Annotated in this window: 18 protein-coding genes and 3 pseudogenes; 6 read left to right on the top strand and 15 right to left on the bottom strand. The window is 56.9% G+C overall.

The window, feature by feature from the left end:
- Positions 1 to 29: 29 nt before the first annotated feature.
- Together M655_RS08050 and M655_RS08045 are read right to left on the bottom strand one after the other, a co-directional pair.
- Positions 30 to 1,760 carry an ABC transporter ATP-binding protein gene (locus M655_RS08050; RefSeq protein ID WP_026557871.1) on the bottom strand — a complete coding sequence of 577 codons (1,731 nt, stop codon included), beginning with the start codon at positions 1,758 to 1,760 and terminating at the stop codon, positions 30 to 32.
- Between the two features lie 43 nt (positions 1,761 to 1,803).
- Positions 1,804 to 2,451, bottom strand: a complete 648-nt coding sequence (locus M655_RS08045) for a TetR/AcrR family transcriptional regulator (protein ID WP_005828492.1) — start codon at positions 2,449 to 2,451, stop codon at positions 1,804 to 1,806.
- A gap of 154 nt (positions 2,452 to 2,605) precedes the next feature.
- Here M655_RS08045 and M655_RS08040 point away from each other — a divergent pair, with 154 nt between their 5' ends.
- From M655_RS08040 to M655_RS08030, 4 genes and pseudogenes are all read left to right on the top strand, one after another.
- Positions 2,606 to 2,935, top strand: a complete 330-nt coding sequence (locus M655_RS08040; protein ID WP_005828490.1) for a DUF3892 domain-containing protein — start codon at positions 2,606 to 2,608, stop codon at positions 2,933 to 2,935.
- 211 nt (positions 2,936 to 3,146) lie between these two features.
- Positions 3,147 to 3,233: pseudogene (locus M655_RS28300) on the top strand (alanine racemase C-terminal domain-containing protein); the annotation flags it as partial.
- Between the two features lie 3 nt (positions 3,234 to 3,236).
- Positions 3,237 to 3,401: pseudogene (locus M655_RS08035) on the top strand (alanine racemase C-terminal domain-containing protein); the annotation flags it as partial.
- A 136-nt stretch (positions 3,402 to 3,537) separates the two neighbouring features.
- Complete coding sequence (locus M655_RS08030; RefSeq protein ID WP_005828486.1) at positions 3,538 to 5,139, top strand: alkaline phosphatase family protein; 1,602 nt, start codon at positions 3,538 to 3,540, stop codon at positions 5,137 to 5,139.
- 12 nt (positions 5,140 to 5,151) lie between these two features.
- On the opposite strand, the gene M655_RS08025 is transcribed toward M655_RS08030, so the two are convergent.
- Positions 5,152 to 5,625, bottom strand: a complete 474-nt coding sequence (locus M655_RS08025; protein WP_007783131.1) for a DUF4188 domain-containing protein — start codon at positions 5,623 to 5,625, stop codon at positions 5,152 to 5,154.
- A 9-nt stretch (positions 5,626 to 5,634) separates the two neighbouring features.
- Positions 5,635 to 6,267 carry a TetR/AcrR family transcriptional regulator gene (locus tag M655_RS08020; protein WP_025843905.1) on the bottom strand — a complete coding sequence of 211 codons (633 nt, stop codon included), beginning with the start codon at positions 6,265 to 6,267 and terminating at the stop codon, positions 5,635 to 5,637.
- Between the two features lie 178 nt (positions 6,268 to 6,445).
- Between M655_RS08020 and M655_RS08015 the strand changes: the two genes are divergently transcribed.
- Positions 6,446 to 7,573 (top strand): glycosyltransferase family protein, encoded by a 1,128-nt coding sequence (locus M655_RS08015; RefSeq protein WP_005828480.1) that lies wholly within the window; start codon positions 6,446 to 6,448, stop codon positions 7,571 to 7,573.
- A gap of 45 nt (positions 7,574 to 7,618) precedes the next feature.
- Here the strand turns inward: M655_RS08015 and M655_RS08010 are convergent, their stop codons facing one another.
- The gene (locus M655_RS08010) at positions 7,619 to 8,362 is read right to left on the bottom strand and encodes an IclR family transcriptional regulator (RefSeq protein WP_005828478.1); all 744 of its coding nucleotides are present in this window, start codon (positions 8,360 to 8,362) and stop codon (positions 7,619 to 7,621) included.
- Positions 8,363 to 8,586: 224 nt separating this feature from the next.
- Between M655_RS08010 and M655_RS28045 the strand changes: the two are divergent.
- A pseudogene (locus M655_RS28045) lies at positions 8,587 to 9,311 on the top strand (YheC/YheD family protein).
- A 151-nt stretch (positions 9,312 to 9,462) separates the two neighbouring features.
- On the opposite strand, the gene M655_RS07995 reads toward M655_RS28045, so the two are convergent.
- The 10 genes from M655_RS07995 to hutU all read right to left on the bottom strand — a co-directional run bounded on the left by M655_RS07995 (position 9,463) and on the right by hutU (position 23,127).
- Complete coding sequence (locus tag M655_RS07995; RefSeq protein WP_007783121.1) at positions 9,463 to 10,287, bottom strand: aldo/keto reductase; 825 nt, start codon at positions 10,285 to 10,287, stop codon at positions 9,463 to 9,465.
- A gap of 140 nt (positions 10,288 to 10,427) precedes the next feature.
- Positions 10,428 to 11,066 (bottom strand): pyridoxamine 5'-phosphate oxidase family protein, encoded by a 639-nt coding sequence (locus M655_RS07990; protein WP_005828469.1) that lies wholly within the window; start codon positions 11,064 to 11,066, stop codon positions 10,428 to 10,430.
- A 91-nt stretch (positions 11,067 to 11,157) separates the two neighbouring features.
- Positions 11,158 to 12,087, bottom strand: a complete 930-nt coding sequence (locus M655_RS07985) for a GntR family transcriptional regulator (protein ID WP_051353937.1) — start codon at positions 12,085 to 12,087, stop codon at positions 11,158 to 11,160.
- Between the two features lie 114 nt (positions 12,088 to 12,201).
- Complete coding sequence (locus M655_RS07980) at positions 12,202 to 12,732, bottom strand: phage tail protein (RefSeq protein ID WP_005828466.1); 531 nt, start codon at positions 12,730 to 12,732, stop codon at positions 12,202 to 12,204.
- Between the two features lie 21 nt (positions 12,733 to 12,753).
- On the bottom strand, positions 12,754 to 13,251 hold the full coding sequence (locus tag M655_RS07975) for a phage tail protein (protein ID WP_026557868.1): 498 nt from the start codon (positions 13,249 to 13,251) through the stop codon (positions 12,754 to 12,756).
- Between the two features lie 32 nt (positions 13,252 to 13,283).
- Positions 13,284 to 13,796, bottom strand: coding sequence for a phage tail protein (locus tag M655_RS07970; RefSeq protein ID WP_005828462.1), 513 nt, complete (start codon positions 13,794 to 13,796; stop codon positions 13,284 to 13,286).
- A 139-nt stretch (positions 13,797 to 13,935) separates the two neighbouring features.
- The gene (locus tag M655_RS07965) at positions 13,936 to 18,906 is read right to left on the bottom strand and encodes an Ig-like domain-containing protein (RefSeq protein ID WP_026557867.1); all 4,971 of its coding nucleotides are present in this window, start codon (positions 18,904 to 18,906) and stop codon (positions 13,936 to 13,938) included.
- A gap of 271 nt (positions 18,907 to 19,177) precedes the next feature.
- Positions 19,178 to 20,179, bottom strand: a complete 1,002-nt coding sequence (locus M655_RS07960) for an agmatinase family protein (RefSeq protein WP_005828458.1) — start codon at positions 20,177 to 20,179, stop codon at positions 19,178 to 19,180.
- On the bottom strand, positions 20,176 to 21,450 hold the full coding sequence (hutI, locus tag M655_RS07955; protein ID WP_026557866.1) for an imidazolonepropionase: 1,275 nt from the start codon (positions 21,448 to 21,450) through the stop codon (positions 20,176 to 20,178). Before hutI ends, M655_RS07960 begins: the two co-directional genes overlap by 4 nt.
- A 6-nt stretch (positions 21,451 to 21,456) precedes the next feature.
- Positions 21,457 to 23,127, bottom strand: coding sequence for a urocanate hydratase (gene hutU, locus M655_RS07950; RefSeq protein ID WP_026557865.1), 1,671 nt, complete (start codon positions 23,125 to 23,127; stop codon positions 21,457 to 21,459).
- Positions 23,128 to 23,259: the final 132 nt, after the last annotated feature.

The following is a 23,259-nucleotide window of genomic DNA, read 5'->3' as shown; positions in this document are numbered from 1 at the left end:
TCCCTGGGGAGGACGTTGTTGTCCATCACTCATGCGATTTCCTCCTCCGTTAGCTGGGATTTGACGATCTCCTGGTACACGCTACAGGTGGCGAGCAACTCGCGGTGTGTACCGATTCCCGCCACTTTGCCTTCCTCCAACACGATAATCTGGTCGGCGTCCATCACGGTATTGACCCGCTGCGCGACGATGATAACCGTCGCATCCCCTGTCTCCTGCTTCAAGGCAGCCCGCAGCTTCGCATCTGTCTTGAAGTCGAGGGCGGAAAAGCTGTCGTCAAAAATGTACACCTCCGGCTTGCGGACGAGCGCACGGGCGATGGAGAGGCGCTGCTTTTGCCCGCCTGACAGGTTCTGCCCGCCTTGGGCGAGGACGGTATCCAGCCCGTCCGGCATGCTCGCGATAAACTCGGCTGCCTGCGCCACGCTTACGGCATGGCGGACTTCCTCGTCTGTCGCCTCCTCTTTTCCGTAGCGGATGTTGTCTGCGATCGTCCCCGTAAACAGCAGCGCTTTTTGCGGGATAAAGCCAATGCGGGAGCGCAGCTCGCTTTGCGACCACTCGCGCACATCGACGCCACCGACGCGGACGCTGCCGCTCTCGACGTCATAGAAGCGCGGGATCAGGCTGACCAGCGTTGTTTTTCCTGCGCCTGTTCCCCCGATGATCGCCGTCACCTGGCCGGGCCTGGCGGTAAAAGAAAGCTCAGACAGTGCAGGCTTCTCTGCGCCAGGATAGCGGAACGTCACCTGCTCGAAAGCGACTTGCCCGCCTTTTCCCGCGCCAGATGGGTCTGGCTTTTCCCTGTCGACAATGATCGGCTCTGTCGCGAGCACCTCGTGAATGCGCACCGCCGAAGCCGAAGCTCTCGGCACCATGCTAAACATCATCGACGCCATCATCAGCGAAAACAAAATTTGCATCGCATACTGCAAAAACGCCATCAGGTCGCCTACCTGCATGTGCCCGGCGCTGATCCGCAAGCCGCCGAACCAGATGATGGCAATCGACGTGACGTTCATCATCAGCATCATGACAGGCATCATCCCCGCCATGATCTGGTTGGCTTTGATCGCCGTCGCCGTCAAATCTTCATTGGCACGGTCGAACCGCTCCCGCTCGTGCTCCATCCGGTTGAACGCCCGCACGACGCGGATTCCGGTCAACGACTCGCGCAGCACGAGATTCAGCCTGTCGATTTTGCCCTGCATTGCTTTGAAGTACGGAATCCCTTTTGAACCGATCAAAAAAATCGCCAATGCCAAAATCGGAATCGCCACGATGATGACGAGAGACAGCTCCGCGTCCTTCGACAGCGCCATGATGATTCCGCCAAAACACATCATTGGTGCCATCACCAGCATCCGCAGCATCATGTTCAGCACTTGCTGGACTTGCGTAATGTCATTGGTCGTCCGGGTAATCAGCGAGGCCGTCCCGTGCTTGTCGAACTCCTGCAACGAAAAACGTTCGACGTGGCTAAACACGCTGCTGCGCAGCCGCATGCCAAAGCCGGAAGCAGAGCGGGAAGCCAAATAGCTCGCCGCGACGGACAAAGCAGCCGCGACGGCGGATACTAGCAGCATCCAGCCTCCGGTTCTCCAGATATAGGCCGTGTCTTCCTTGACGATCCCTTCGTTGACGATATGGGACATCAGGTTTGGCAAATATAAATTCGCCAGCGATTGCAGCAACATAAAAAACATCGTCATGGCGACCATATAACGGTATGGCCGCAAAAAACGCAATAATTTCAGCAAACAAATCCTCCTCTTGCTTGATAGGCTGCGGCGGCGGATGCCCTCACGCCCGCACCATCGCGACGCACGATTCCGTCGCCGCTTCGATGTCCGGCGAGAGCAACTGCTTGACCTGCTCCATGTCGTGTCCTTCTGCGAGCAAGCTTCTCTTTTTCCGCTGCAAAAAACCCATGGCGTGCATCATGGCTCCCCAATATTGTTCTGCGAGCAGCTCCGGCTCCATCCGGCGAATATCGCCTGTCTCCATTCCGCGGCGCAACGTCTCCACCAGTACCTGCAAATTGTTGTCGCGCCACAACAGCGTCTTCAACTCGTCCCCTGTGAACAGCTCGCGCAGGTCGTGGCGCATGCGGAAAAAGAACATGACGTGCACGGAGCTTTCAAACAAATTGTGGAACATGACGTGCGCGAATTGCCGGCACAGCTCTGTGGCCGTCCCCTCCTGGGAAAAATGATGGCGGGTGTGCTTGTTGGAGAGCTGGAACATATGCACAAACAAATCGCGAAACAACGAGCGCTTGTCTTTGTAGTAGTAATACACCAATCCCCTGGCCACGCCGGCACGCTCCGCCACATCCTTGATATCTGCGGCTGCGTATCCTTTTTCCACGTAAACAGCAAGAGCGCCCTGCATGATCGCTTCTTTGCGCTGGGCGCGAATTTCTTCATTCTGCTCCTTTGAGCGAGGCACGAGCTGCTCCCTCCTTTTTCATTGACTTTCGTGTCAGTCAAAATATAATCCTCCTGCCAGCAAGTGTCAAGAGGCGAATGTCGGGCCTTGGTTTAAAACGAATGCATGTTCTCTCCCGCCTTGAGCCACCTTATGCATAAGGAGGGATTCCGTGATGAGCGAGAAAAGCTTTGAGCAAATTTACGCCGACTACAAAGCGGCAGGCGAGCAGCAAGCGTTGCAGGAAAGCGCAGGAGCGAAAAGAGTCCTATCGCCTGATTCAGACAAAGAGCGGATCGTCGCCGTGCGCAAAAACGATGACGGAGACTTGATCGCATTCAAAACAAGCAGCGGACGTGAGCTGGACTACGTCACCGCCTTGCAGGAAGCAAAAGCGGGACAACTTGCGCACGTAGACGTGTTTCACAAATACGGACGGGATATTTTGCGCAGCGAGCCGGACGGCATCAAAGAAAACAATCTGGACCAGTTGCCCATTTTTTGACCACAGGAAAAAAGCGCTCAGGCTGGTGAGCGCCGCTTGGCGTTGCAGGTGCAGGCTGTTGGCTAAGCGGCCTGCTTTTTTTATTGGTGCTTTGGAATCGGCCACGCCTAAGTAGCCCGGAAGACGAATACTTATGAGAAAAAAGTATGCATGACATTCTTTTCCAAAGGGAAAACAAGGCTTTCCATCTTGTTTTGGAAAGGTACCCGTAATGAAAAAACCGTTTCGCGAAACGTGGATCGAGGTCAATCTCGATGCCGTCAAAAGAAACATCCGCGCGATTCGCCGCCATATTCCGAAGCTGTACGGCAAGCAGGGGAACGCGGAGATTACGGTCGATGAAGTGGCGGAAATGCTCGGGACGATCAACTATGAAGTCGTCGCTACTTTGAGCAACCGCATTCCGCGCCTGTTTTTGGAGAAAGGCGAGGTCGTGGAGGTGAGCCATTTGCTGCCGGAAGGATAACCGCATTAAAATCTCCCCCTCATGCACAGCGTCTGCCGGCTCGCGAGGGGGAGATTTTTTATGCGGCTGTATGTGGAATAATTTAGCGGCGACGGCAAAAAATAAAACCACGATACTCATGGAAAGGAATGGAAGCATGAAGTCGAGATGGACATCCGCCATCCTTTGGTTGCTTGTGCTCAGCTTGCCACTCATTGGCTGCAAGGCTGGCGAAAGATTGCAAATCCAGGAGAAGATCCCCGCTCCGCTGTCTTCCGAACAAGAACAAACGCAAGGGCCAAAACCCGTTGTGCTCATCCTCATTGATTCGTTGATGGACAAGCCGCTGCAGGAGGCGATTCGCCAGGGGCGCGCTCCTGCCTTGGCCTTTTTGCGGGAAAAAGGGCACTACTTCCCCCATGTCGTCAGCTCGTTTCCGACGATGTCCGTGACGATCGACAGCACGTTGCTGACCGGGACCTACGCCGATCAGCATCACGTGCCGGGTCTGTCCTGGTACAACGAACAAGAAAAGCGGATGGTTTACTACGGTTACGGCCCAAAGGAAGCGATGAAGATTGACCAGCCGCAGGTGCTGCTGGACGCGATTTGGCAGTTGAACCAGAGTCAGTTGAATCCGCAGACAAACACGATCCACGATGTGCTGGCCGACCAAGGCAAAGATTCGGCTTCCATCAATGCGATTGTGTGGCGGGGCAAGACCGAACATGCCTTAAAAATCCCGCATCTGATCGAGATTGCCGCGCAACTGCCGGAAGAGCTGAACGTAACCGGGCCGAAGCTGCTGTCTTACGCCGCCTTTGCCCAGCTCGATCCGAACCAGAAGCGCCATACGCGCATCTGGCGCAAATACGGCATGAACGACGAGTTTTCCGCCCAGGAAACTGCTTTTTTGATCGCGCATGACAGGCTGCCGCCGCTCACGATCACGTACTTGCCGGAAAATGACATGGAGGTCCACCGCAAAGGCCCGCTGACGCTGGAAGGGATTGAAAATGCCGACAAGGCGCTGCAAACCGTGCTCGACGCCTTTGGCTCGTGGGACAAGGCCGTCGAGGAGGTGCGCTGGATCGTCATGGGAGACAGTGCCCAAAGCGCGGTGCAGGATGATCGGCAAGCGGCGACGATTGATTTGCGCAGCTTGCTCGCCTCGTACCGGATTTCCTCGATCAGCCGGCCGCCGCAAGCAACCGACCAGATCGTGATCGCCGCCAACGAGCGGATGGCGTACGTCTACGCGCTCGATCCGCAGCTTTCGCTCTCTGCCGTCGCGGCACAGTTGCAGCGCGAACCGCGGATGGACGTGATCGCGCGAAAAGAAGGACAGTCAATCGTCGTCACGGCAGGAGGCAGCAGCAAGCAGATGACGTACAAGCCGGGCGGTCCCGTCAAGGACGAGTACGGGCAGACGTGGACGATCAGCGGAGACACAAGCGTATTGGACATGACCGTGAGCAAAAAGCGGCTCACGTACGGGAAGTATCCCGATGCGTTGGCCCGGCTGCACGGAGCCATGAACTCCCACCCCGGAAGATACGTCATCGCCACCGTGCAGCCCGGCTACGAGCTGATTACGGAAAGCTCCCCGACCCATATCGGCGGCGCTGCCCACGGCTCGCTGCATGCAGCCGACTCGCTCGTCCCGCTGCTCGTCACCGGAACCGATTCGCGTCCGAAATCGTTGCGCATCGTCGACCTCAAGGAATGGCTGCTGCGCCTGGTCAACGAAACCGACTAGGCGGATGCTGCTCTAGCCTTTGTTGATCCGCTGTCTGGCCGATTCGCGTTTGCCTGTGGCGGGAACGAGCTCGCCCACTTCTCCCAGGCCGAAAACAGGCATATTGACATACACACATTCGTAATGGCCCGCTTCTACCAAGTACGTCTCATGGTAAATTCCGACCGAGCCGTCTGCGCCCACTGCCTGATTGAACTTTTTCCACGCCATCAGGTGCAGTGGGGCGTGCCGCGCATATTTTTCCAAATGCTCAAACGAACGCCAATATTGAATCTGGGTGATCGTGCGCAGGCTCATGCTGGAGCGACTGCCCAAAAAGCCAAGCTCGGGATTTTGATACAGCTCCTCCACCATTCCGCCCATCGCCCGCGCAACCGGAAGCCATTTGTGAACCGCCAGCAGTTGGTTGATCCGCATGCCGATGATGAACACTACGTATGACCCTTCCATTTTTGCCGTGTACCGTCCAGGCACAATTTTCGCCATTGCGCTCTCCTACCTTGTCAAAGATTTGAGATGAAGCTCATAGCAAGCCATAAAATCGTCCGACCGGAACAAGTGCGCCGTCAAATACGCCCCGTAAAACATGGAGAACAGCAGCACGACAGCCTCCTCCTCGCTGACATCGTCGGCGAGTTCCCCGTCTTCGCGCGCTTCCCGCACACAGCGCACAAAAATCTGGTGCAAGTCCGCATCGCTGAAGGCCGCCCTGTCGCTGACATCGGGGAACAGCAAGGCCAGCTCCGCCGCTGACAGCGTCGGGACGCACGGATGCATTTTTTGCTCGGCGAGAAAGCTAATCAGGCTGAGCATAATCCCCGGATACTTCTCGCTTTCCTCCGCCACCATGGAAAAGATGTGGCGCACAGCAGCAAAGCCCCGCTTCCCGTTGGCTGACAGCTCGCAGAAGCAGCGCGCCTGCCAGATGCTCATGAAATAGATGAGCAGCTCCTCTTTTTGCGGAAAAAACTTGAAAAACGTCACCTTGGATACTTCTGCACGCTCGCAAATATCGTCGACGAGCACGCTGCGAAATGTTCCTTCGTCGATCAGGGCCAGTGCTGCCTCCAGTAAGGCGAGCTTCGTTTTTGCTTTTTTCTTTTCTCGCAGCGAAATCGTTTCCGTCATAGTTCCCTCTCTTTCGTTTTCCAGTTACATCCAAGAAATACAATAGCATTTATATTAACTCGAGTAAAGTTTTTTATTTAAGTAAATGAATTGTACAACGGCGTTTTCTCCTCTTCCAGTAGCCAATGGCCCCAAAAGCCATACCATAGGTAAAGAGCCCTGCGAAGGAGAGAATCCCGTGAGAATTTGCTTTTCCTGTAATCTCATCGAATTCAAGCCAAAGGGAAACGTCCTGCAATTTTTTATTTTGCTGCGTTCCGTCGACCGTATCGTGACGAAGCTTGGCGCGAGCGAGCGCAAGCGGTACGTGCTCGATTGCGTCTTGCCTTTTCAGTTCCGCAACGGAACGGGCGGCTTTACGTTTGAACACGTCCGGTTTCACAAGTCGGACGATCTCGTGAATGACATCATCGCCCGCGACCAAAAGCACAAATACGACTTTTTGTTTATCCGTGGCCGCAACGAGGCTTTTCACCTGGTGGAAAAAAAGCCTGCGCTCGGCAAAAAGCTGCTCTATTTGGCCGTCCAGTACAATTTGCGGGACCCGTACATCATGGGCAGACTGGATCACATTTTCCAGCATTCCCGCGTCGTCTTTTTCCAGACGGAGCCGAATGCCGACAGATATCGCCGCTACCAGCTCAGCAAAGCGAAATACTCGGCGCAGGAGCTACAGCGCAAAATCCAGGTGCTGCCCCAGTTCGTCGAACCCCACGACGGCGAGCCGCTCACCCGTCTGCCTGGCGAGCCTTTGCATCTGATCTGGGCAGGCGTCATCCGACCGCGCTATGGACTTGCTGTCGCCACCAAAGCGATTCGCCTGATTCGCAAAAGATATCCGAAAGCGAAGCTGCGCGTCCTCTATCCGTCCATCGTTGGCAGCTATCAAAAAAAGGCGCGGATTCTGCTGCGCACGTCTGGCGTCGCCGACCACGGGCAAAAGTCGATGTGGACGACCCAAAAGATGATCGTGCAAAGCGGCATCGGCATTGCGCTGCTCTACGACGATACCCCGGACCAGAACCCGTCTCACTCGTACTTGTCCCGGATCATCGAATGCATGGCGCTCGGCGTCCCCGTCCTGACGACCAAAACGATCGGCAATCTCGCGTTGCTGGGCGAACATTACCCGCTGTTTGTGCAGGATGCCCACGACATCGCCTTCCATTACGAAAAGCTGCGCGATCCCGCCTACTACCAGGACATGAGCCAGTACGTCCGGGCGCGCGGGGAGCGCTTTCTCGCCGACAACGCCGTCCAGCCGTTTTGGCGCGTGCTGCAAAGCGAGTACAGGCAGCGCAAATAGCAAAAAAAGCCAACACGCCCGCAAGCAAGCGTGTTGGCTTTTTGGTTATTTCATCATTTTTCCCATGCGATAAGCTGCTTCCATGATGTAGGGAGCGTACTCGCTCATTTTTTCCGGGGTGAGCCGGTTGGATGGGCCAGATGCGGCGATTGACGCCACCAGTTGTCCGTTGCGGTTGAAGATCGGCACCGCTACGGCCGCTGTCCCCAGCTCGCGCTCCTCCACGCTGGTTGCAAAGCCAAGTCTTTTGATCTGGTCGAGCTGCTCGACATACGCCTCCCGATTGACGTATTCCGGCCAGTCCGGATCGTTCAGAACTTGTTCCAGCACATGCGGCTCGTCATAGGCGACCAACACCTTGCTGGACGCCCCGACGGCCAGCGGCATGCGCGCCCCGATCGGCGCGACCCTGCGAATCGGCTGCCGACTCTGCACAGCCTGAATGCGTATTCGCTCGTTTCCATCGCGCACGTACAGGCTGATCGTTTCCTCTACCAAATCCCGCAGCCTCTCCATCTCGGGCAAAAGCAGTGTGGCGGGATCGTCGTTATGCGTCAGGTTGGCGGAAAGCTCCCAGATGCGAAAGCCTAACCGATATTTTTCCGTCTGGACATCACGGATGAGAAAGCCCTTGTTTTCCAACGTCGCCAGCAAACGATGCACCGTGCTTTTATGCAAGGAAAGCCGACTCGATATCTCACTTAGCCCAAGGTCTGTGGCGTCCGTAAAACAGAGCAGGATATCCAAAGCACGCTCGACGGAACGAACGTTTGCTTTTTGTTCATCCATTTGTTCTTACACCTGCTTCCTACTTGGTTCCGTTCGTTTCATCTGATGAAACAAATATGCTACTTTTCAGTATACAAAAATTAATAGCATAGTAAAGAGCGAATCTTCCCCCGCCGAGCCAAATCCTACCTATTTTTTTTGCGGCAAGGACATTCCCACAAGCGCTGAAACAAGCCGGACATACATTAGGAAAGAATCATGCGTTTCACATCACGATTGGGGGAATGACCTCTTTCGGCAATAAAAGCGAGTCAAAACTGACCAAGTACTACGTGCTGGGGGCAAGCTCCGCTCTGTCCGGCGCGCTGCCAAAGACGCGCAAGTTTTCCAGGCGCGCTCTGTACAAGTTTCTCGACCGTTACCGCAAAGTGATCGCCAAGCCAGCCTCAGGCAGCGGAGGCGCGGGAGTCATCCTCGTGACCGGGCTAGGCGGCGGCCGCTATCGGGGCCAGCGCGGGGCCAAGCGCAAGACGAAGCACGGCAAAAAAGCGGCGTACAAGCATTTGGCCGCAAAATCAAAACGCGCTATCTCGTGCAGCAGGGCATATCGCTTGCTCGCGTCAACAGCTCGCTGTTTGACGTCAGAGTCATGGTGCGGCGAAAAAGCGGACAGCCTTGGGTAGTGGCGGGCAAAGGCTACATCATCACCAACATAAAGCGCAGCGGCGGCAAAGTGCTCCCGCTCTCCCCCGCGATTTGACGCTCGAACATTCGCGGAGCCTCGTCCTCGGCGATCGTCTCCCGTTTGCAGCAGGTCGCACTGCTCGCAGCGAAACGGCTGGCCCGCTACTACACCCGCCAGCGCGTCTTCGGCTTCGATATGGGCATCGACGCAAACGGGCGCGTCTGGATCATCGAAGCAAACTTGCGGCCAGACATTTCCTTGTTCCAGAAGCTCGCCGACAAAAGCATGTACCGCACCATCCTGGCCTATCGCCGCCACGGATGAACAAGCGGGTGTCCCCCTGGCAGGCAAGGCTGCCTCGCGGGGATACCCTGCTTTCTTTTTCGGGGCTGGTCCGCCTGCAATGGGAAAGGGGCGCATCCCGTCGTCTGCGTCAGACATGCGGGACAGCCCCCTGTTTATTTGGCCTTGTTTATTAAAAATCGAAGTTGTCCGGATCGGGTCCAAAGCGCTTGTTCTCGTTCAGCGCACTGATTTTTTCCACGTCTTCGGCACTCAGCGCGAAGTCAAACACTTGTGCGTTTTGCACGATGCGCTCAGGCGTAATGGATTTCGGAATGGTGACAACCTCGTTTTGCAAATCCCAGCGAATGACGATTTGCGCAGGCGACTTGCCGTATTTTTGTCCCAGTTCCACCAACAGCGGATGATCGAGATTCCCCTGCATCAGCGGGCTCCACGCCTCCAACTGGATGCTGCGCTCTTTGCAATACGCGTGCAGCTCTTTTTGCGTGAGCAGCGGATGGTACTCGACCTGGTTGACGACAGGCGTGATCTCGCTGTGCTTTTTCAGTTCTTCCAGATGGTGAATGTGAAAATTGCTCACGCCGATCGCTCGCACGTATCCATCGCGGTACAGCTTCTCCAGCGCTTTCCACGTCTCCACAAACTTGTCTTTTACCGGCCAGTGGATCAGGTACAGGTCGAGCGTATCCAGCCCCAGCTTTTTCATGCTCGCGTCGAAAGCTTTGAGCGTCGACTCGTAGCCTTGGTCGGCGTTCCACACCTTTGTCGTGATGAACAACTGGTCGCGGTCGATTCCCGCCTGGCGGATTCCTTCGCCCACGCCTTCCTCGTTGCCATAGACAGCAGCGGTGTCCACACTGCGGTAGCCCGCCTCAATAGCCGAGCGGACTGCCACTGTTTCATTGCCATCTTTTGCTTTCCAGACGCCCAGACCCAGCCAAGGCATTTCCACTCCGTTGTTCAAAACGGAACGATCTGTGATTTGTGTTGCCATCCGATCTCCTCCCGACTCGCGCTGTTTATGTACTTACATTAAGAAAGTATATCACAGGTTGAGCGATCGGAAAACTCGACTGCTATCTTTTGGAAAAAAACAATCCCCCTCAAACATCAGGGAGGCTCGCTTCTCTTGCTCTAGTACAGACGATTGGTGTAGCTGTCTTGCAAGCCCTCTGCCACCTCTTTTGCAGAGATGCCAGGGAGCTTCACGTGGTCTGCCAGCATTTTGGCAATATTAGGCGTCGTGCCAGCCTCCGGCCACTTGTCCGGCTTCCACAGCCCGGAGCGCATAAACGCCTTGGCGCAATGCACGTAGCACTCTTCCACCTGCACGCCGATTCCGAGCGCGGGAACCTTGCCCTTTACAGCCATTTTCTCCAAAATATCCTGGTCCTGGATCACACATGCCCGTCCGTTGATCCGCAATGTTTCTTCCAGCGTCGGAATCAAAAAAATCAGGCCGATGTGCGGATTGACCAGGATGTTGGTGATGGAATCCATCCGCTTGTTCCCCGGCCGCTCCGGGATGACCAGATGGCGGTCGTCGATGATGTGCACGAAGCCCGGCGCATCTCCGCGCGGCGAGGCATCGCAGTTTCCTTTTTCATCTGCGGTAGAAATAATCAGAAAAGGCGATTGAGCGATATAATTCCGGCAATGCTCATCGAGCTGGGAGATCGACTTGTTTTGCACCAGGGGGCTCGGTACTCCGAACGTTTCTCGCAGTTGCTCCTCGGACGTGACTACTTCGCGAAATATTCCGAATCCTGACATGACTGCACCTCTTTTTCCTGTTATGGAAAAGCATTACCTCCATCATACCATAACCAGCGGCTGTTCACGGCACCGATTTGCCTTCCCGCGCTCAGCGCCTGCCTTCGACGCACTGCTGAATGTACTGCACGGACTGGGCGTTCAGATAACGGTCCTCGATCAATAGCGGCAAAAAGCGCGACTGCCGCTTCAAATAGTCGCCGACGATGCTGGTGCACACAATCAGGCTCGGCTTCGCGGACAAAAACTCATCCAAGGACGACGGGTATTCCATCGAGCCGATTTGCAGCTCCAGGTGCGTCATCCCCGCGTTGAGGATGGATTGGCGGAAATTGTAGGCGCCCTCCCATGTCGTGCCGCCGATTCCCACGAGGCTGCCAGGAGGGAGCTGCTGCAACTCCCGGATCGACTGGAGATTCGATTCCAGCAAGCAGCCGATGACCTTCGGAACGTCACTGTCCCCCAAGCTGTCCAGCCATTTTTGCACCTCTTCTATGTGTAAAAACGTCGTGACGACGAGATCGTAGTAGCCGTTGAGAATGCTGCTTGCAAACTGCTCCAGGTCTTTAATCAGGCACGGCTTGACGGTGTAGCCGGTCGCCTTTTCCAGCTCGACCGCGTATTCCTGCACCTGTACGACATTACACTCGGCAAACAGGATGGCTGGCTTCGTCCGGCCCTGTGCCATCTGGAAGGCCGGCTGCTTCGCCTTTTCCAGAACGCGGGACAAGATCGCCTCTTCCCGCTGCTTTGCCGCGATTCCCTGGGCGCTCTTTTTCGGGAGCTTGTCCGCGACAAACGCCGCTCCGGCATCGTCCAGCGTCACGTAGCCTTCCGCTTCCAGCGCTGCATACGCGGCTTCGACCGTTTGTTGCTTCAGCCGCAAAAAGCCGGACAGCTCGCGGATCGTCGGCAGTTTGTCCTGCGGCTGATAAATTCGTTGCTCCATCAAGTTTTTCAACTGTTCCTTCAATTGACTAGAGACGGGAATGGAGGATGGACCATTGACAGACTTCTGCATCAAATCACCCCGTGAAAAAGGTATCGCAGTAATATTCTGTCATATTACAATAGGATAATTGGACAAAGCAAGTGCCAGATACGAGAGCCAATTCGCATCCGGCACATTCTTTTCTCAATCTCCACGCGGCGGAAATTCGCCAAGCACGCAAATGATATAGTTTACGCCTAAATAGGGTTGTCTGTTGTTGTGCGGCATCCCTTCTCCTGCGGGCGAAACGGCGAACTGGCTAAGCGTTGTCTGTGCCGACGCATCGGCTGGTCCGTAAGCCAAAAGCCCGCCTCTGCCCTCCGTGTTCGACCAGATCATCCCGTCCGGGTTGTTTGTCGTCGGCCTCTCCGCAGCGTTTGGAACGTGCGTATGCCCAGGCATCTGTGAGGTATTTAGCGTCACCGTGCTGCTGCCTCCCTGATCTCCGAACGCTTTCGGCGTCAAGCCATTGCCTGTTCCGTGGTGCATCGGCGCCGTCCCTTGCAAATTGGGCAAAGCAAACGTCATTTTGCCATCCCCGCCAAATCTCGTCCCCAAAATGGCAAACAGCGGCGTAAACTGCCCGATCGAAAGCAAACTTCCGTCGCAAAAAGCCCAGTTTTTCGGTGCGAACTGGCCTGTAAAAATCCGAATCTCCCCGACAAAGCCGTCCATTTTTCATTCCTCCTCGATCAGTTAGTTACGGGAAGGGTATATCCCTTGTATAGCAATGCAGTAATTGAGCACCTGGTAAGGCTGCATGTTGTTGTGCGGCTGGCTCCCTCCGGCTGCGCCCAGGGCATCGCCGCGCATCGTCGCATTCGGGGCGGCCGCAAACGCTTGTACATTCGTCATGGCCCATACGTTTGCTTCGGCCTTTCCGATTGATCCCGAGTTCGACAGCGGCTTGGCGACGTGCGTGTGCGGCGGCATTTCCCCAATGCTCAGCACATGCGCTTCCTCGCCGCCAGCCTGTCCGAGCGTGATTCCGTTTCCGGTGTGGACAGGCACTCGCCCCCGCAGGTCAGGCAAGGCAAAGGTCGTGACGCCGTTCCCCCCATAAGTCGCTCCGAGGATCGAATACAGCGCCTGGTGCTGGGCAATTTGCAAAATGGATCCATCACACAGCGCCCAGCCCCTCATCGGGAACGGAAAAGCAAAGGCGCGAATTTCTCCGAGAAATGGTTCTGACATCGCAATCTACCTCCCCTGGATAAATGTGTTGCCTACGATTGGACTGGATAATAGCCTATTGTCGCAATGATGAAACTGATAACGGTATAGGGCATCATGTTATTGTGCGGCTGGTTGCCGCCGATGCTTTCCACGGCGAGAGGGCTCATCTGGATCGCCGCCTGATTTTGCGAAAATTGCGAAATCCGCTTCGCCCAAACATGCCCGCCTGGTTCCACATCAGTCCCGTCCGTTGACGATACGTTGACCGTATGGGTGTGCGTCGGCAATTGGCCAGACTGAAGGACGACCGTCTCGGTTCCGCCCATCGCTCCCAGCGGGTAAGCAGTTTGCGTGGACGGGTTGGTGCCCATGTGTACAGGCACTCGGCCGCGCAGATCGGGCAAGCCAAACGTGGTCATCCCGTCACCGCCATAGGTCGTTCCAATCACACTGAACAGCAGTTCATTTTCCGCTATCGAAAGCAATTGCCCCTCGCAAAACGCCCAGCCCCGCGGCGCATAAGTTCCCGCAAACATCCTGATTTCGCCCACATATGGTTCCATCGTTGTTGCTCCCTCCTTGTTTGCTTCTGCGTATTTGCCCGAAAAGCAGTCTCCGGTCTCTGCTTGCCGGTCTTGTCCTTCGCAAGTCAGAAAGTGCCAGCCGTATAGCTGGCACCTTCTTCTCTCAAAAAACACGGCGCTACTTTCTGACCTCCACCCGCACGCTGGCGGTCTTGCCTTTGTAGTTGATGGTGACGATCGTTTTACCCGCCTTGCGGGCAACGATGTTTCCGTCGATCACCTCGGCGATCTCCGGATCCTCTACCGTCCACTCGGCGTCCTCTGCAATCAGGTCCTGGTACCCTTTTTCATACGTGCCCGTCAGGACGAGCGCTTTTTCCTGCCCTTCCTTCAAGCGGACGTAGGCAGGTGCGACCTCGATGCGTCTCGGATGTTTTTCCTCGACAACCAGCAGGCGGACCCTGAATTTCCGTTTGTCTATGCTCCCGGAAATGACGGCTGTACCTGTCGCCTTGGCAACCATCCTGCCATCCTCGTCAACCTCCACGACATCCGGATTGGAGGAAGTCCATTCTACTTGATCCGTCACATCTTCTGTCGTGTCGTCGCCGTACAGCGCCACCAGCTCCAACTGCCTTTCCTCGTCTACCGCAAGCACGCCCTCGGTCCGGGAAAGCAGGCTGACTTTATCGCTTGTGCGGGTTGTGATCGTAACCGGGATTTGCAGCTCTTGCCCTTCGTACGTTACCGTGATGACGTCCTCGCCTTCGTCGCTGCCAGCCGTAATCTGGCCCGCTGCTACCGTGACGAGGCCGCGCTTCGTGCGGTACTCTACCTTTTTGTCTGTGGTGATCTCTGTCTTCTCGTCCCCTTCGACCTTGAAAATCTGGACGTGCGCCCGCTCTTTTGGCTTCAGGCGGAACGCTTTTTTCGAGGCTTGCAGGGAGGAAGAATCGGCCTCTTCCTTGACCGTTACTTCTACCGTATCCGTGTAGCCGCCATCGACAGTGGTGACGGTAATGCGCGCAGTCCCTGCTGCCCGTGCCACGATGTTCCCCTGACTGTCTACCTCCGCCACAGCGGAATGGCTGCTCGCCCATCTGACCCGTTTGTCGCTCGCATTTTCCGGCTGAATCACAGCGGTCACTGTGCGCGTATCGCCTGCTTGCAACTGCAGGCTGCTCGCATCGAGCTGTACGCCTGTCACCTTGACCGTTGTTGGCGGAGTCGGAACGTAAACGGACAGCCTGATTTGCGCCTCCAGTTCAATCGTGTTGTGCGCCTCGTCGCGCAGTTGCAGCAGCACTTTTTTCATCCCGTTGCCGGAAGGAAGCCGCCACGGAACCGTTGGAGCCGCCTGTTCCCAGTCGCTCCAGCCCTCGTTTTCATTGGCGAAGCGCATTTCTACCTCTCCCAGCGAGTCGGTGGCGGTAACGTTCAGCGTCACATTGACCGAGCTTGCCGTCGCAGCGCCGTTGTTAATGGCAAACGTGCCCTGCGGAGGCGTTTTGTCGATGGTAAAGGCAATCTGCGTGAAGTTGCTTGCGGCGTCGGTGACGACCAGCTCATGCTCGCCCTCATCGCTTACCGTCGTGCCGCTTGTAAATGACTGACCGTCGAGTGTAGCCGTGCCCTCGTTGAACGTGATCTGCACGTCTTCCCGGTAGCTTTTGCCATTCTCGACACCATGCACGACCGGCGCGTTCATATCAAGCTCGATGCTGCTTGTAAAGGACGAGACATTTCCGGCCTGATCGCGCAGTTGCATGCGAACGATTTTGCTCCCATCGTTTGCCGACAACTCCCACGGCAGCGCCGAAACGACGTCGCTCCAGGCGTTCCACTCTTCATCCTCGTTGGCGAAGCGAGCCTGCACAGGGCCATTGGCATCTGCTGCCGTAACCGTCAAGTTGACCGTCCGCGTCTCTGTCACGAGGTTGCCCCCGTTAATGAGCAAGCTTCCCGCCGGCATGGTCGTATCCAGAACAATCGTATCGCTTACGTCCGTCGTGTACCCCGCTTTGTCCTCCAGGCGCACGTAGACGGTTTTGCCGCCATCTGCTTCGGACAGCGTCCACTCTTTTGTCAGGGCAAACGGCTCGGCTGGGCTCCATGTGCTTCCATCGTTGGAAAAGGACATGCGCGTGTCCGGTGCGCCTTTGTTTGCGTAAAGATCCAGCGTCACATTGCGCGAGGTTGTGAACGCCGCGCCCTGATTAATCGCGAGCGTCCCTGTCAAAGGCGTCTTGTCGATCGTAAAAAAGATGGTTGTTTTGTTTCCGGCCGCATCCGTTACGACGAGCGTGTACTGCCCGTGCTCAGTAACGGTTGTTCCGCTAAGGAAAGGAGCGTCGTTCAACGTAGCCGTCCCGTCCGAAAAGGAAATCTGCTGGTCGGAGTTGTACACGCCCTCATGGGTCACCCCGCTGACTACAGGCGGTGTCGTATCGAGCATGATAGACTTTTGCAAGTCGCGCACGTTGCCCGCGCGATCGCGCAGTTGCAAAAAGACTGTTTTCGTACCGTCTCCGGTGGATAGCTCCCACGCTTTCGTCTGCTGCGCCGGCTCCCAGTCCGACCAGTCATTCGTCCCTGTAGGGGAGAAACGCATTTGCAGTTGATCGTCCGCATCCGCGTATTGCAGCTTCAGTTCAACCTGCCGCTCGTTCGTCACGCTCTGGTCGTCATTGATCGTAAAGCTTCCGGTCGGGGCGGTTTGATCCAGCGTAATGTGCGCCTCCCATGTCGCCTCGTTCCCGGCCGCATCTCTCAGCTTGACCGCCACGCGCTTTTGCCCATCGCCGGAACTGAGTGTCCACGACTTCGTAGCCGCAAACGGTTCGGATGGCTGCCACCCTTCCGCGTCATTGGCGAAGGCGGCCGTCATCGGGGACATATCCGTCACATTCAACTGCAGCACGACCTGCGGGGTGTTCGTCCAGTCCTCGCCATTGTTGATCGTGAAGGTTCCCGCAGGCTTTGTCCGGTCAACCGTGAAGGAAACGGTCGTGGTATTGCCTGCCACGTCCGTGACAACCAGCGTGTACGTGCCGTCCTCGCTGATCTGCTCGCCATCCGCAAACGGCTCGCCGTTCAGTACAGCCGTCCCTTCCGAAAAATGAACGGTGACCTCCTGGTTGTAATAGTTGCCAGCCGCAACGCCTGTCACTTCCGGCGGAACCGTATCCAGCAAAATGCTGGCAGAGCGCGTGACTTCATGCCCCGCCGCGTCGCGGAATTTGGCGTAGACCGTTTTGTTTCCGTCGCCGCTGCTCAATTTCCACTGCAGCTCAGGCTGGACAGGCTGCCATCCGCCTGCAAACACGCCGTCCGTATTGGAGAGCGTCATCTCTACAGGGCCTTGCGCATCTGTCGCTTCGATCAGCAGCTTGACAGTCGCAGACGAAGTCGCCGTATTCGCAGCGTTCGTTCCTTTGATCGACAGGGCGGCTTCTGGCGGAGTCGTATCCAGCGTAATGCTGTCCTCGTATTCCCGCTCATGCCCCAGCCCGTCTTTCAGCTTCATTTTCACGGTTTTGCTTCCGTCTCCGGGGCTCAGTTCCCATGCTTTCGTGGCGGCAAGCCACTCCCATCCGGACCAGGTGGCCCCATCGTTGGAGAAGTTCATCTGAAGCTGGCCGATGCCTTCCCCGTCCGTCCCCGTGATCGTCAACACAACATTTCGCTTTGTCGTAAACGATTGGCCGCTTTCGATCTGCAGGGATCCCGTCGGAGCGGTTGTATCGAGAAAAAACGAAAGCGTCGTCGTGTTTCCAGCCATATCTGTCACTCTCAGCGTATAGTTGCCATCCGCTGTCACCTTGTAGCCGCTGACAATCGCGGCCCCGTTCAGAACCGCTGTCCCTTCGTTAAAGGTGATCGTCACAGGCTCCTTGTAATCGCCTCTGTCGACCACTCCCGTCACGAGTGGCGGGGTCGTGTCCAGCGTGATTGTAGCGCTGGCGGAAATCTGATGGCCGGCTTCATCCCGCGCCTGCATGTAGACCGTCTTTACTCCGTCTCCCGCCGCTAACGTCCAGGGATAGGAAGACGACGGGCTGTAAGCTTTCCAATCATCCGTCCATTGATCGGCGGCATTCGAGAACCGCACCTGTAACGGCTTGCCGAGATCAGGATCGGTGACTGTCGTTTTCAGACTGACCTGATTGAAGCTGGTGTAGAACATGCCCTCGTTAATCGTCAGCTCGGCAAAAGTCGGCGGCTCCTGCACATCCTCGACCCGGATCGTAAATGCTTTGGTGAGCGTGTTTCCGGCGGAGTCGCTCACCTTGACGTCGATGGAATAGCTGCTTTTCGTCTCATAGTCAAACGATGCCGTGGTGAACAGCTCGTTGCCGACAAGCTTGAAGGCGCCTTGCTCGTTGCCTGTCAACTCAAACGTCAATTTGCCCTGATCTTCGCTGTCCGGGTCTGTCGCGTTGAACGTGCCGACCGGCGTGTCCGCCGGAAGATTTTCCGGGACGCTGTCGTTGCTCAGTGAAATAGCAGTCGGCGGGGAGTTCGGAGCATAGGTGATCTCCAGGTACGGAATCTTTTCCGTTTGACCGGATGACTTGTCGAGAAAAGCGACCTGTATCCGTGGTGCGCCACCCGCTGGCGGCAACTGATGCCCTTTTAGCACAAAGCTCGCTACTTTATCCGCCGACTGCTCCCGCAGAAAATCGGTCACGTCAAACGATACCCAGTCATTCTGCCTCAGACCGGATTCCGTAATCCGCTCGATCAGCTCTGCGGTTTGCGGAAGAACAGCATCCCGCTCTGTCCAGGAATCATTCTGGGCGGCGTAAAGATCGAGAAACGGTTTTCCTTGGAAGGCATCCACCTGAGTCAGAAAAAGACGCAAATAGGCCGACTGGATTTTCCGGTTGAAATCAACCTGACCGCTCCCCAACTGAAACTTGAGAGCTGCATTGGCAGCCCCAAAAGAGTCGGCATATCCGACAAATATCGCATTCAAGTTTCCTACGCCGTCGGGTGTTCCGTGCTCATAGGCATCTGTATCCACAAAAAAATCTTCGCCCACCGGGACCTTGGCCGAAGTCTGATTCGCTCCGGCAGGCGGCACCATTGGCTGTGCCAGCGAAAAAATCAGCAGCAACGACAACAGCCGTGCAAGCAATCGTTTCATATCGTCCTCTTCATTCCTCCCTTCGCCGTTGATGCGCTTTTACTCGTTTCTTTTCAGCCTGTTCGCCTGGCATACTTTGGGACAGGCATCTAGGAAATGGCAAACCAATTTTAGCAAAAGATGCTCCAGCGTAAACCTTACTAAAGTTAGTTCTTTTGTTGCTATTTTGGCGAAGCACTCGCTGTACGGCACGAGTGTCGAGCACCACGAAAAAACCGCTGTTTCGCCCGGCATGCATGAGCCTGAGCACCAGCGGTTTGGCTTTGCTTTTTTATTGTTCGCGCTGGCGAAACCCGGTCAAAAACGACAGCAGCACGTGCACAGCCGTCTTGACCGTCGCTTCTGCCCGGTCCTTGTACGGGTCGAGACAGACGAGGTCCATCGCCTTGACCTTCGGATGCAGCCCTGCCGCGTAGACAGCTTCGAACAGCTCATCGCTGTGCATGCCGCCGGGCGTGGAAGCAGGAACCCCGGGGCCGTAGCTGCAATCGAGCACGTCCATGTCCACGGTCAAATAGATCGTGTCCACCTGGCCCGCGAGCTGTTCCAGCGCTTCCTGCACGGTGCGGGCCACCCCTTTTTGCCGCGCCTGGCGAAGCGTCGTATAGCGCACGCCTGTTTCGTCGGCGTATGCTTTGAGCGAGCGGGCGTTGAAAAAGCCGTGCAGCCCGATGTTGTGCACATCCCGCGCGCCAATCGTGCCGCTCTCGATCAGATTGCGGATCGGCGTGCCGTTCGAGGGGCCGTTGTCTGCCAGGTCGCGCAGGTCAAAATGCGTGTCCAGTTGCAGGATGCCTACCCGCTCGTCGGGATGGATGTCCTTGTAGCCTTTGATGAGCATCGCCGTGATCGAATGATCGCCGCCCAGCATCACAGGCAAAAGCTGCGGATGGTGCGTGCGCATTTGCGCCATCGCTTCCCGGATGTTGCGGTGGCACTGGGCGATGTCTGTCACATGCTGCCTGACGTCGCCGAGGTCGACGACGCGCAGCGGCTGCAAGTCCACGTCGTGATCGAGATTATAGGTCGTAAAATACTTCCACGCCCGCCGCATCGCGTCCGGATTCTCGCTCGCTGCCGAGGCCGAAATGGACGAGCGCGACAGCGGCACTCCAAGCAGCGCCACGTCGTAGTCGCTCCAGTCGGTGCTGCCCGCCGTCGCCGGATCGAGCGTTGCAATCCACTCGCTTACTTTTGGCTCGGCAGGCGCTGCGCTCCGGTCCCAGGAAAAGCTGGGCGGCTTCAGGAGCGGATACGGGTACCCTGCTGTCATACGCGTCTCCCTCCCGCGACGACGACCGTGCCCTGCTTGATGACCGTGTCTACGTGGTTGACGCCGTAGCGATATTGCAAGGTCATGAAGTCAGGCACGTCAAAAATGGCGATGTCCGCTTTTTTCCCGACTTCGATGCTGCCGACCTCGTGCGCGCAGCGGATGGCGTGTGCGGCGTTGATCGTCGCGGCCGTCAACACTTCTGCCGGAGTCATCCCCATTTTCAGGCAGCCGAGATTCATCATCAGCGGCAGCGAGACAGTCGGCGAGGAGCCAGGGTTGCAGTCGGTCGAGATCGCGACTGCCACACCGCGGTCAATCATTTTGCGTCCGTTCGCAGACTCTGCCATCAGGAAAAAAGCTGTGCCTGGCAACAGCACCGCGATCACGCCTGCCTCTGCCATCAGCTCGATCCCGCGATCGGAGGCGCGCAGCAAATGATCGGCAGATACGGCGCCGAGCGAAGCCGCCAGCTCCGCGCCTTCGTACGGCTCGATTTCATCCGCGTGGATTTTCGGCAGCAGGCCGTGGCGCATCCCGGCTTCGAGAATGCGCCGCGACTGCTCGGGCGTAAAGACGCCGCGCTCGCAAAACACGTCGTTGAAAACAGCCAGCTTGCGCCGCGCGACCTCGGGAATCATTTGCTCGACGACCAAATCGACAAACGCATCCGGCGTTTCCTTGTACTCGCGCGGAACCGCATGTGCGCCCATGAACGTGCTGACGAGATCGACCGGATGCTCTTCATGCAGCTTTTTCGCTACTTCAAGCTGCTTGAGTTCGTCCTCCAGGGTGAGGCCGTAGCCGCTCTTGGCCTCGACGGTCGTCACCCCGTGCAGCAAAAACTGGTCGAGCCGCCGCTTGCTCTCGGCATACAGCTCTTCGTGTGTCGCCTGTCTCGTCGCCGCAGTCGTCGCGTGGATGCCGCCGCCGTTGTTCATGATTTCCATGTACGTCGCGCCGTTCAGGCGCATGTTGAACTCGTTTTGCCGGGTGCCCGCATGCACGAGGTGCGTATGCGGGTCGATCAAGCCTGGCGTGACCAGCTTGCCCGTGGCGTCGATGACGAACGCTTCGTGCGCCCGCTCGCGGTAGACACTCGCCAACTCGTCGTCGGTGCCGACCCGCTCGATCACGCCGTTTTCCAGCCATACGCTGCCGTCCTCAATAATCGCCAGCTCGTTCATTCTGGCCCCTGTCACCGGAGCAGAAGACCCGCCAGCCAACGTGGCGAGCTGGCTGGCATGGCGAATCCATACTGGTTTTTTCATCGCTGTTTACTCCTCCAACATCGGGATCTTGACGCCTTTTTCCTTCGCGGTGCGAATCGCCAGCTCGTAGCCGGCATCCGCATGACGCACGATGCCCATCCCCGGATCGGTGGTCAGGACGCGCTCCAGTCGGCGGGCGGCTTCCGGCGTGCCGTCTGCCACGATGACCATTCCCGCATGCAAGGAGTAACCCATGCCGACACCGCCGCCGTGATGGACAGATACCCAGCTCGCTCCGCCTACCGCATTAATCATCGCATTCAGGATCGGCCAGTCGGACACCGCGTCGCTGCCGTCCTTCATCGCTTCCGTCTCGCGGTTGGGCGAGGCGACGGAGCCGGAGTCGAGGTGGTCGCGGCCGATGACGATCGGCGCTTTCAGCTCGCCGCGCGCTACCATGTCGTTGATGATCTGGCCAAACCGCGCGCGCTCGCCGTAGCCCAGCCAGCAAATGCGGGACGGCAGCCCCTGGAACTGAATGCGTTCCTGCGCCATGCGAATCCAGTTGCACAGATGCGTATTGTAGGAAAACTCGCGGAGAATCACTTCGTCGGTCTTGTAAATGTCCTCGGGATCGCCGGACAGCGCGACCCAGCGGAACGGCCCTTTGCCCTCGCAAAACTGCGGACGGATATAGGCGGGCACGAAGCCAGGGAAGCGGAACGCCTCCTCGACGCCTTCGTTTTTCGCCACCTGTCTGATGTTGTTGCCGTAGTCAAAAGTGACGGCTCCTTTTTCCTGCATAGCCAGCATGGCGCGAACGTGATTGGCGATGCTCGCCTTGGAGCGTCTCTCATACTCCTTCGGATCGCGCGTGCGCAGCTCTGCCGCCGCTTCGAGACTCATGCCTTCCGGGATGTAGCCGTTGAGCGGATCGTGCGCAGATGTCTGGTCGGTCAACACGCCCGGGATGAAGCCCTTGGCAAGCATCGCGTTCAGCACTTCCGGGGCATTGCCGAGCAGCCCGATCGAAATGCCTTTTTTCTCCCGCTTGGCCGTCTCCGCCATCTGGATCGCTTCGTCGAGGCTCTCTGTCATCACATCGAGATAGCGCGTATCCAGTCTGCGCTGGATGCGGGTGCGGTCGACCTCGATGTTGATGCTCACGCCGCCGTTGAGCGATACGGCCAAAGGCTGCGCGCCGCCCATGCCGCCGAGCCCGGCCGTGACGGTGATCGTTCCCGCGAGCGTGCCTGCAAAATGTTGGCGGGCAAGCTCCGCAAACGTCTCATACGTGCCTTGCACAATCCCCTGGCTGCCGATGTAAATCCAGCTTCCGGCTGTCATTTGCCCGTACATCATCAAGCCTTTTTTGTCCAGCTCGTGGAAGTGCTCCCAGTTGGCCCAGGCTGGCACCAGGTTGGAGTTCGCGAGCAGCACGCGCGGCGCATCGGTGTGCGACTTGAACACCGCCACCGGTTTGCCCGACTGGATCAGCAGCGTCTCGTCGCTCTCCAATGTTTGCAATGTTTTGACAATCGCATCGAAACATTCCCAGTTGCGCGCCGCTTTCCCGATTCCGCCGTACACGACCAAATCTTCTGTGCGCTCGGCCACGTCAGGGTTCAGGTTGTTCAACAGCATGCGCAGCGCCGCTTCCTGCACCCAGCCTTTTGTATGCAGCTCGGTCCCCGAGTATGCCTTTATCATCTGTTCAATGGATTGTGTCGTTGTCATCGAAAATCCACCTGCTTTCCGTAGAATGTGTATCTCTTGGCTTTATTGTAAAAGCGCCGGGAAACGCAAAAAAGGCACCATGCTTTCGATTTGGTGCCTCTTCTTTCGATTGCTTCAGGCAAAACAGATGGA

This window comes from Brevibacillus sp. NSP2.1 (assembly GCF_000470975.2).
In the GTDB taxonomy this organism is placed as follows: Bacteria; Bacillota; Bacilli; order Brevibacillales; family Brevibacillaceae; genus Brevibacillus; species Brevibacillus agri.
Note: the sequence above shows the minus strand (reverse complement) of the source record. Positions and strands in the feature narration are given on the sequence as shown.

Coding starts and splice junctions, on each gene's coding strand:
- M655_RS07975 (WP_026557868.1), bottom strand. CDS start 13,251: ATGTCAGAACCATTTCTCGGAGAAATTCGCGCCTTTGCTTTTCCGTTC.
- M655_RS07965 (WP_026557867.1), bottom strand. CDS start 18,906: ATGAAACGATTGCTTGCACGGCTGTTGTCGTTGCTGCTGATTTTTTCG.
- hutU (WP_026557865.1), bottom strand. CDS start 23,127: ATGACAACGACACAATCCATTGAACAGATGATAAAGGCATACTCGGGG.
- M655_RS08010 (WP_005828478.1), bottom strand. CDS start 8,362: ATGGATGAACAAAAAGCAAACGTTCGTTCCGTCGAGCGTGCTTTGGAT.
- M655_RS07995 (WP_007783121.1), bottom strand. CDS start 10,287: ATGGCAACACAAATCACAGATCGTTCCGTTTTGAACAACGGAGTGGAA.
- M655_RS08040 (WP_005828490.1), top strand. CDS start 2,606: ATGAGCGAGAAAAGCTTTGAGCAAATTTACGCCGACTACAAAGCGGCA.
- M655_RS07985 (WP_051353937.1), bottom strand. CDS start 12,087: ATGCAGAAGTCTGTCAATGGTCCATCCTCCATTCCCGTCTCTAGTCAA.
- hutI (WP_026557866.1), bottom strand. CDS start 21,450: ATGAAAAAACCAGTATGGATTCGCCATGCCAGCCAGCTCGCCACGTTG.
- M655_RS07970 (WP_005828462.1), bottom strand. CDS start 13,796: ATGGAACCATATGTGGGCGAAATCAGGATGTTTGCGGGAACTTATGCG.
- M655_RS08025 (WP_007783131.1), bottom strand. CDS start 5,625: ATGGCGAAAATTGTGCCTGGACGGTACACGGCAAAAATGGAAGGGTCA.
- M655_RS08020 (WP_025843905.1), bottom strand. CDS start 6,267: ATGACGGAAACGATTTCGCTGCGAGAAAAGAAAAAAGCAAAAACGAAG.
- M655_RS07960 (WP_005828458.1), bottom strand. CDS start 20,179: ATGACAGCAGGGTACCCGTATCCGCTCCTGAAGCCGCCCAGCTTTTCC.
- M655_RS07990 (WP_005828469.1), bottom strand. CDS start 11,066: ATGTCAGGATTCGGAATATTTCGCGAAGTAGTCACGTCCGAGGAGCAA.
- M655_RS07980 (WP_005828466.1), bottom strand. CDS start 12,732: ATGGACGGCTTTGTCGGGGAGATTCGGATTTTTACAGGCCAGTTCGCA.
- M655_RS08030 (WP_005828486.1), top strand. CDS start 3,538: ATGAAGTCGAGATGGACATCCGCCATCCTTTGGTTGCTTGTGCTCAGC.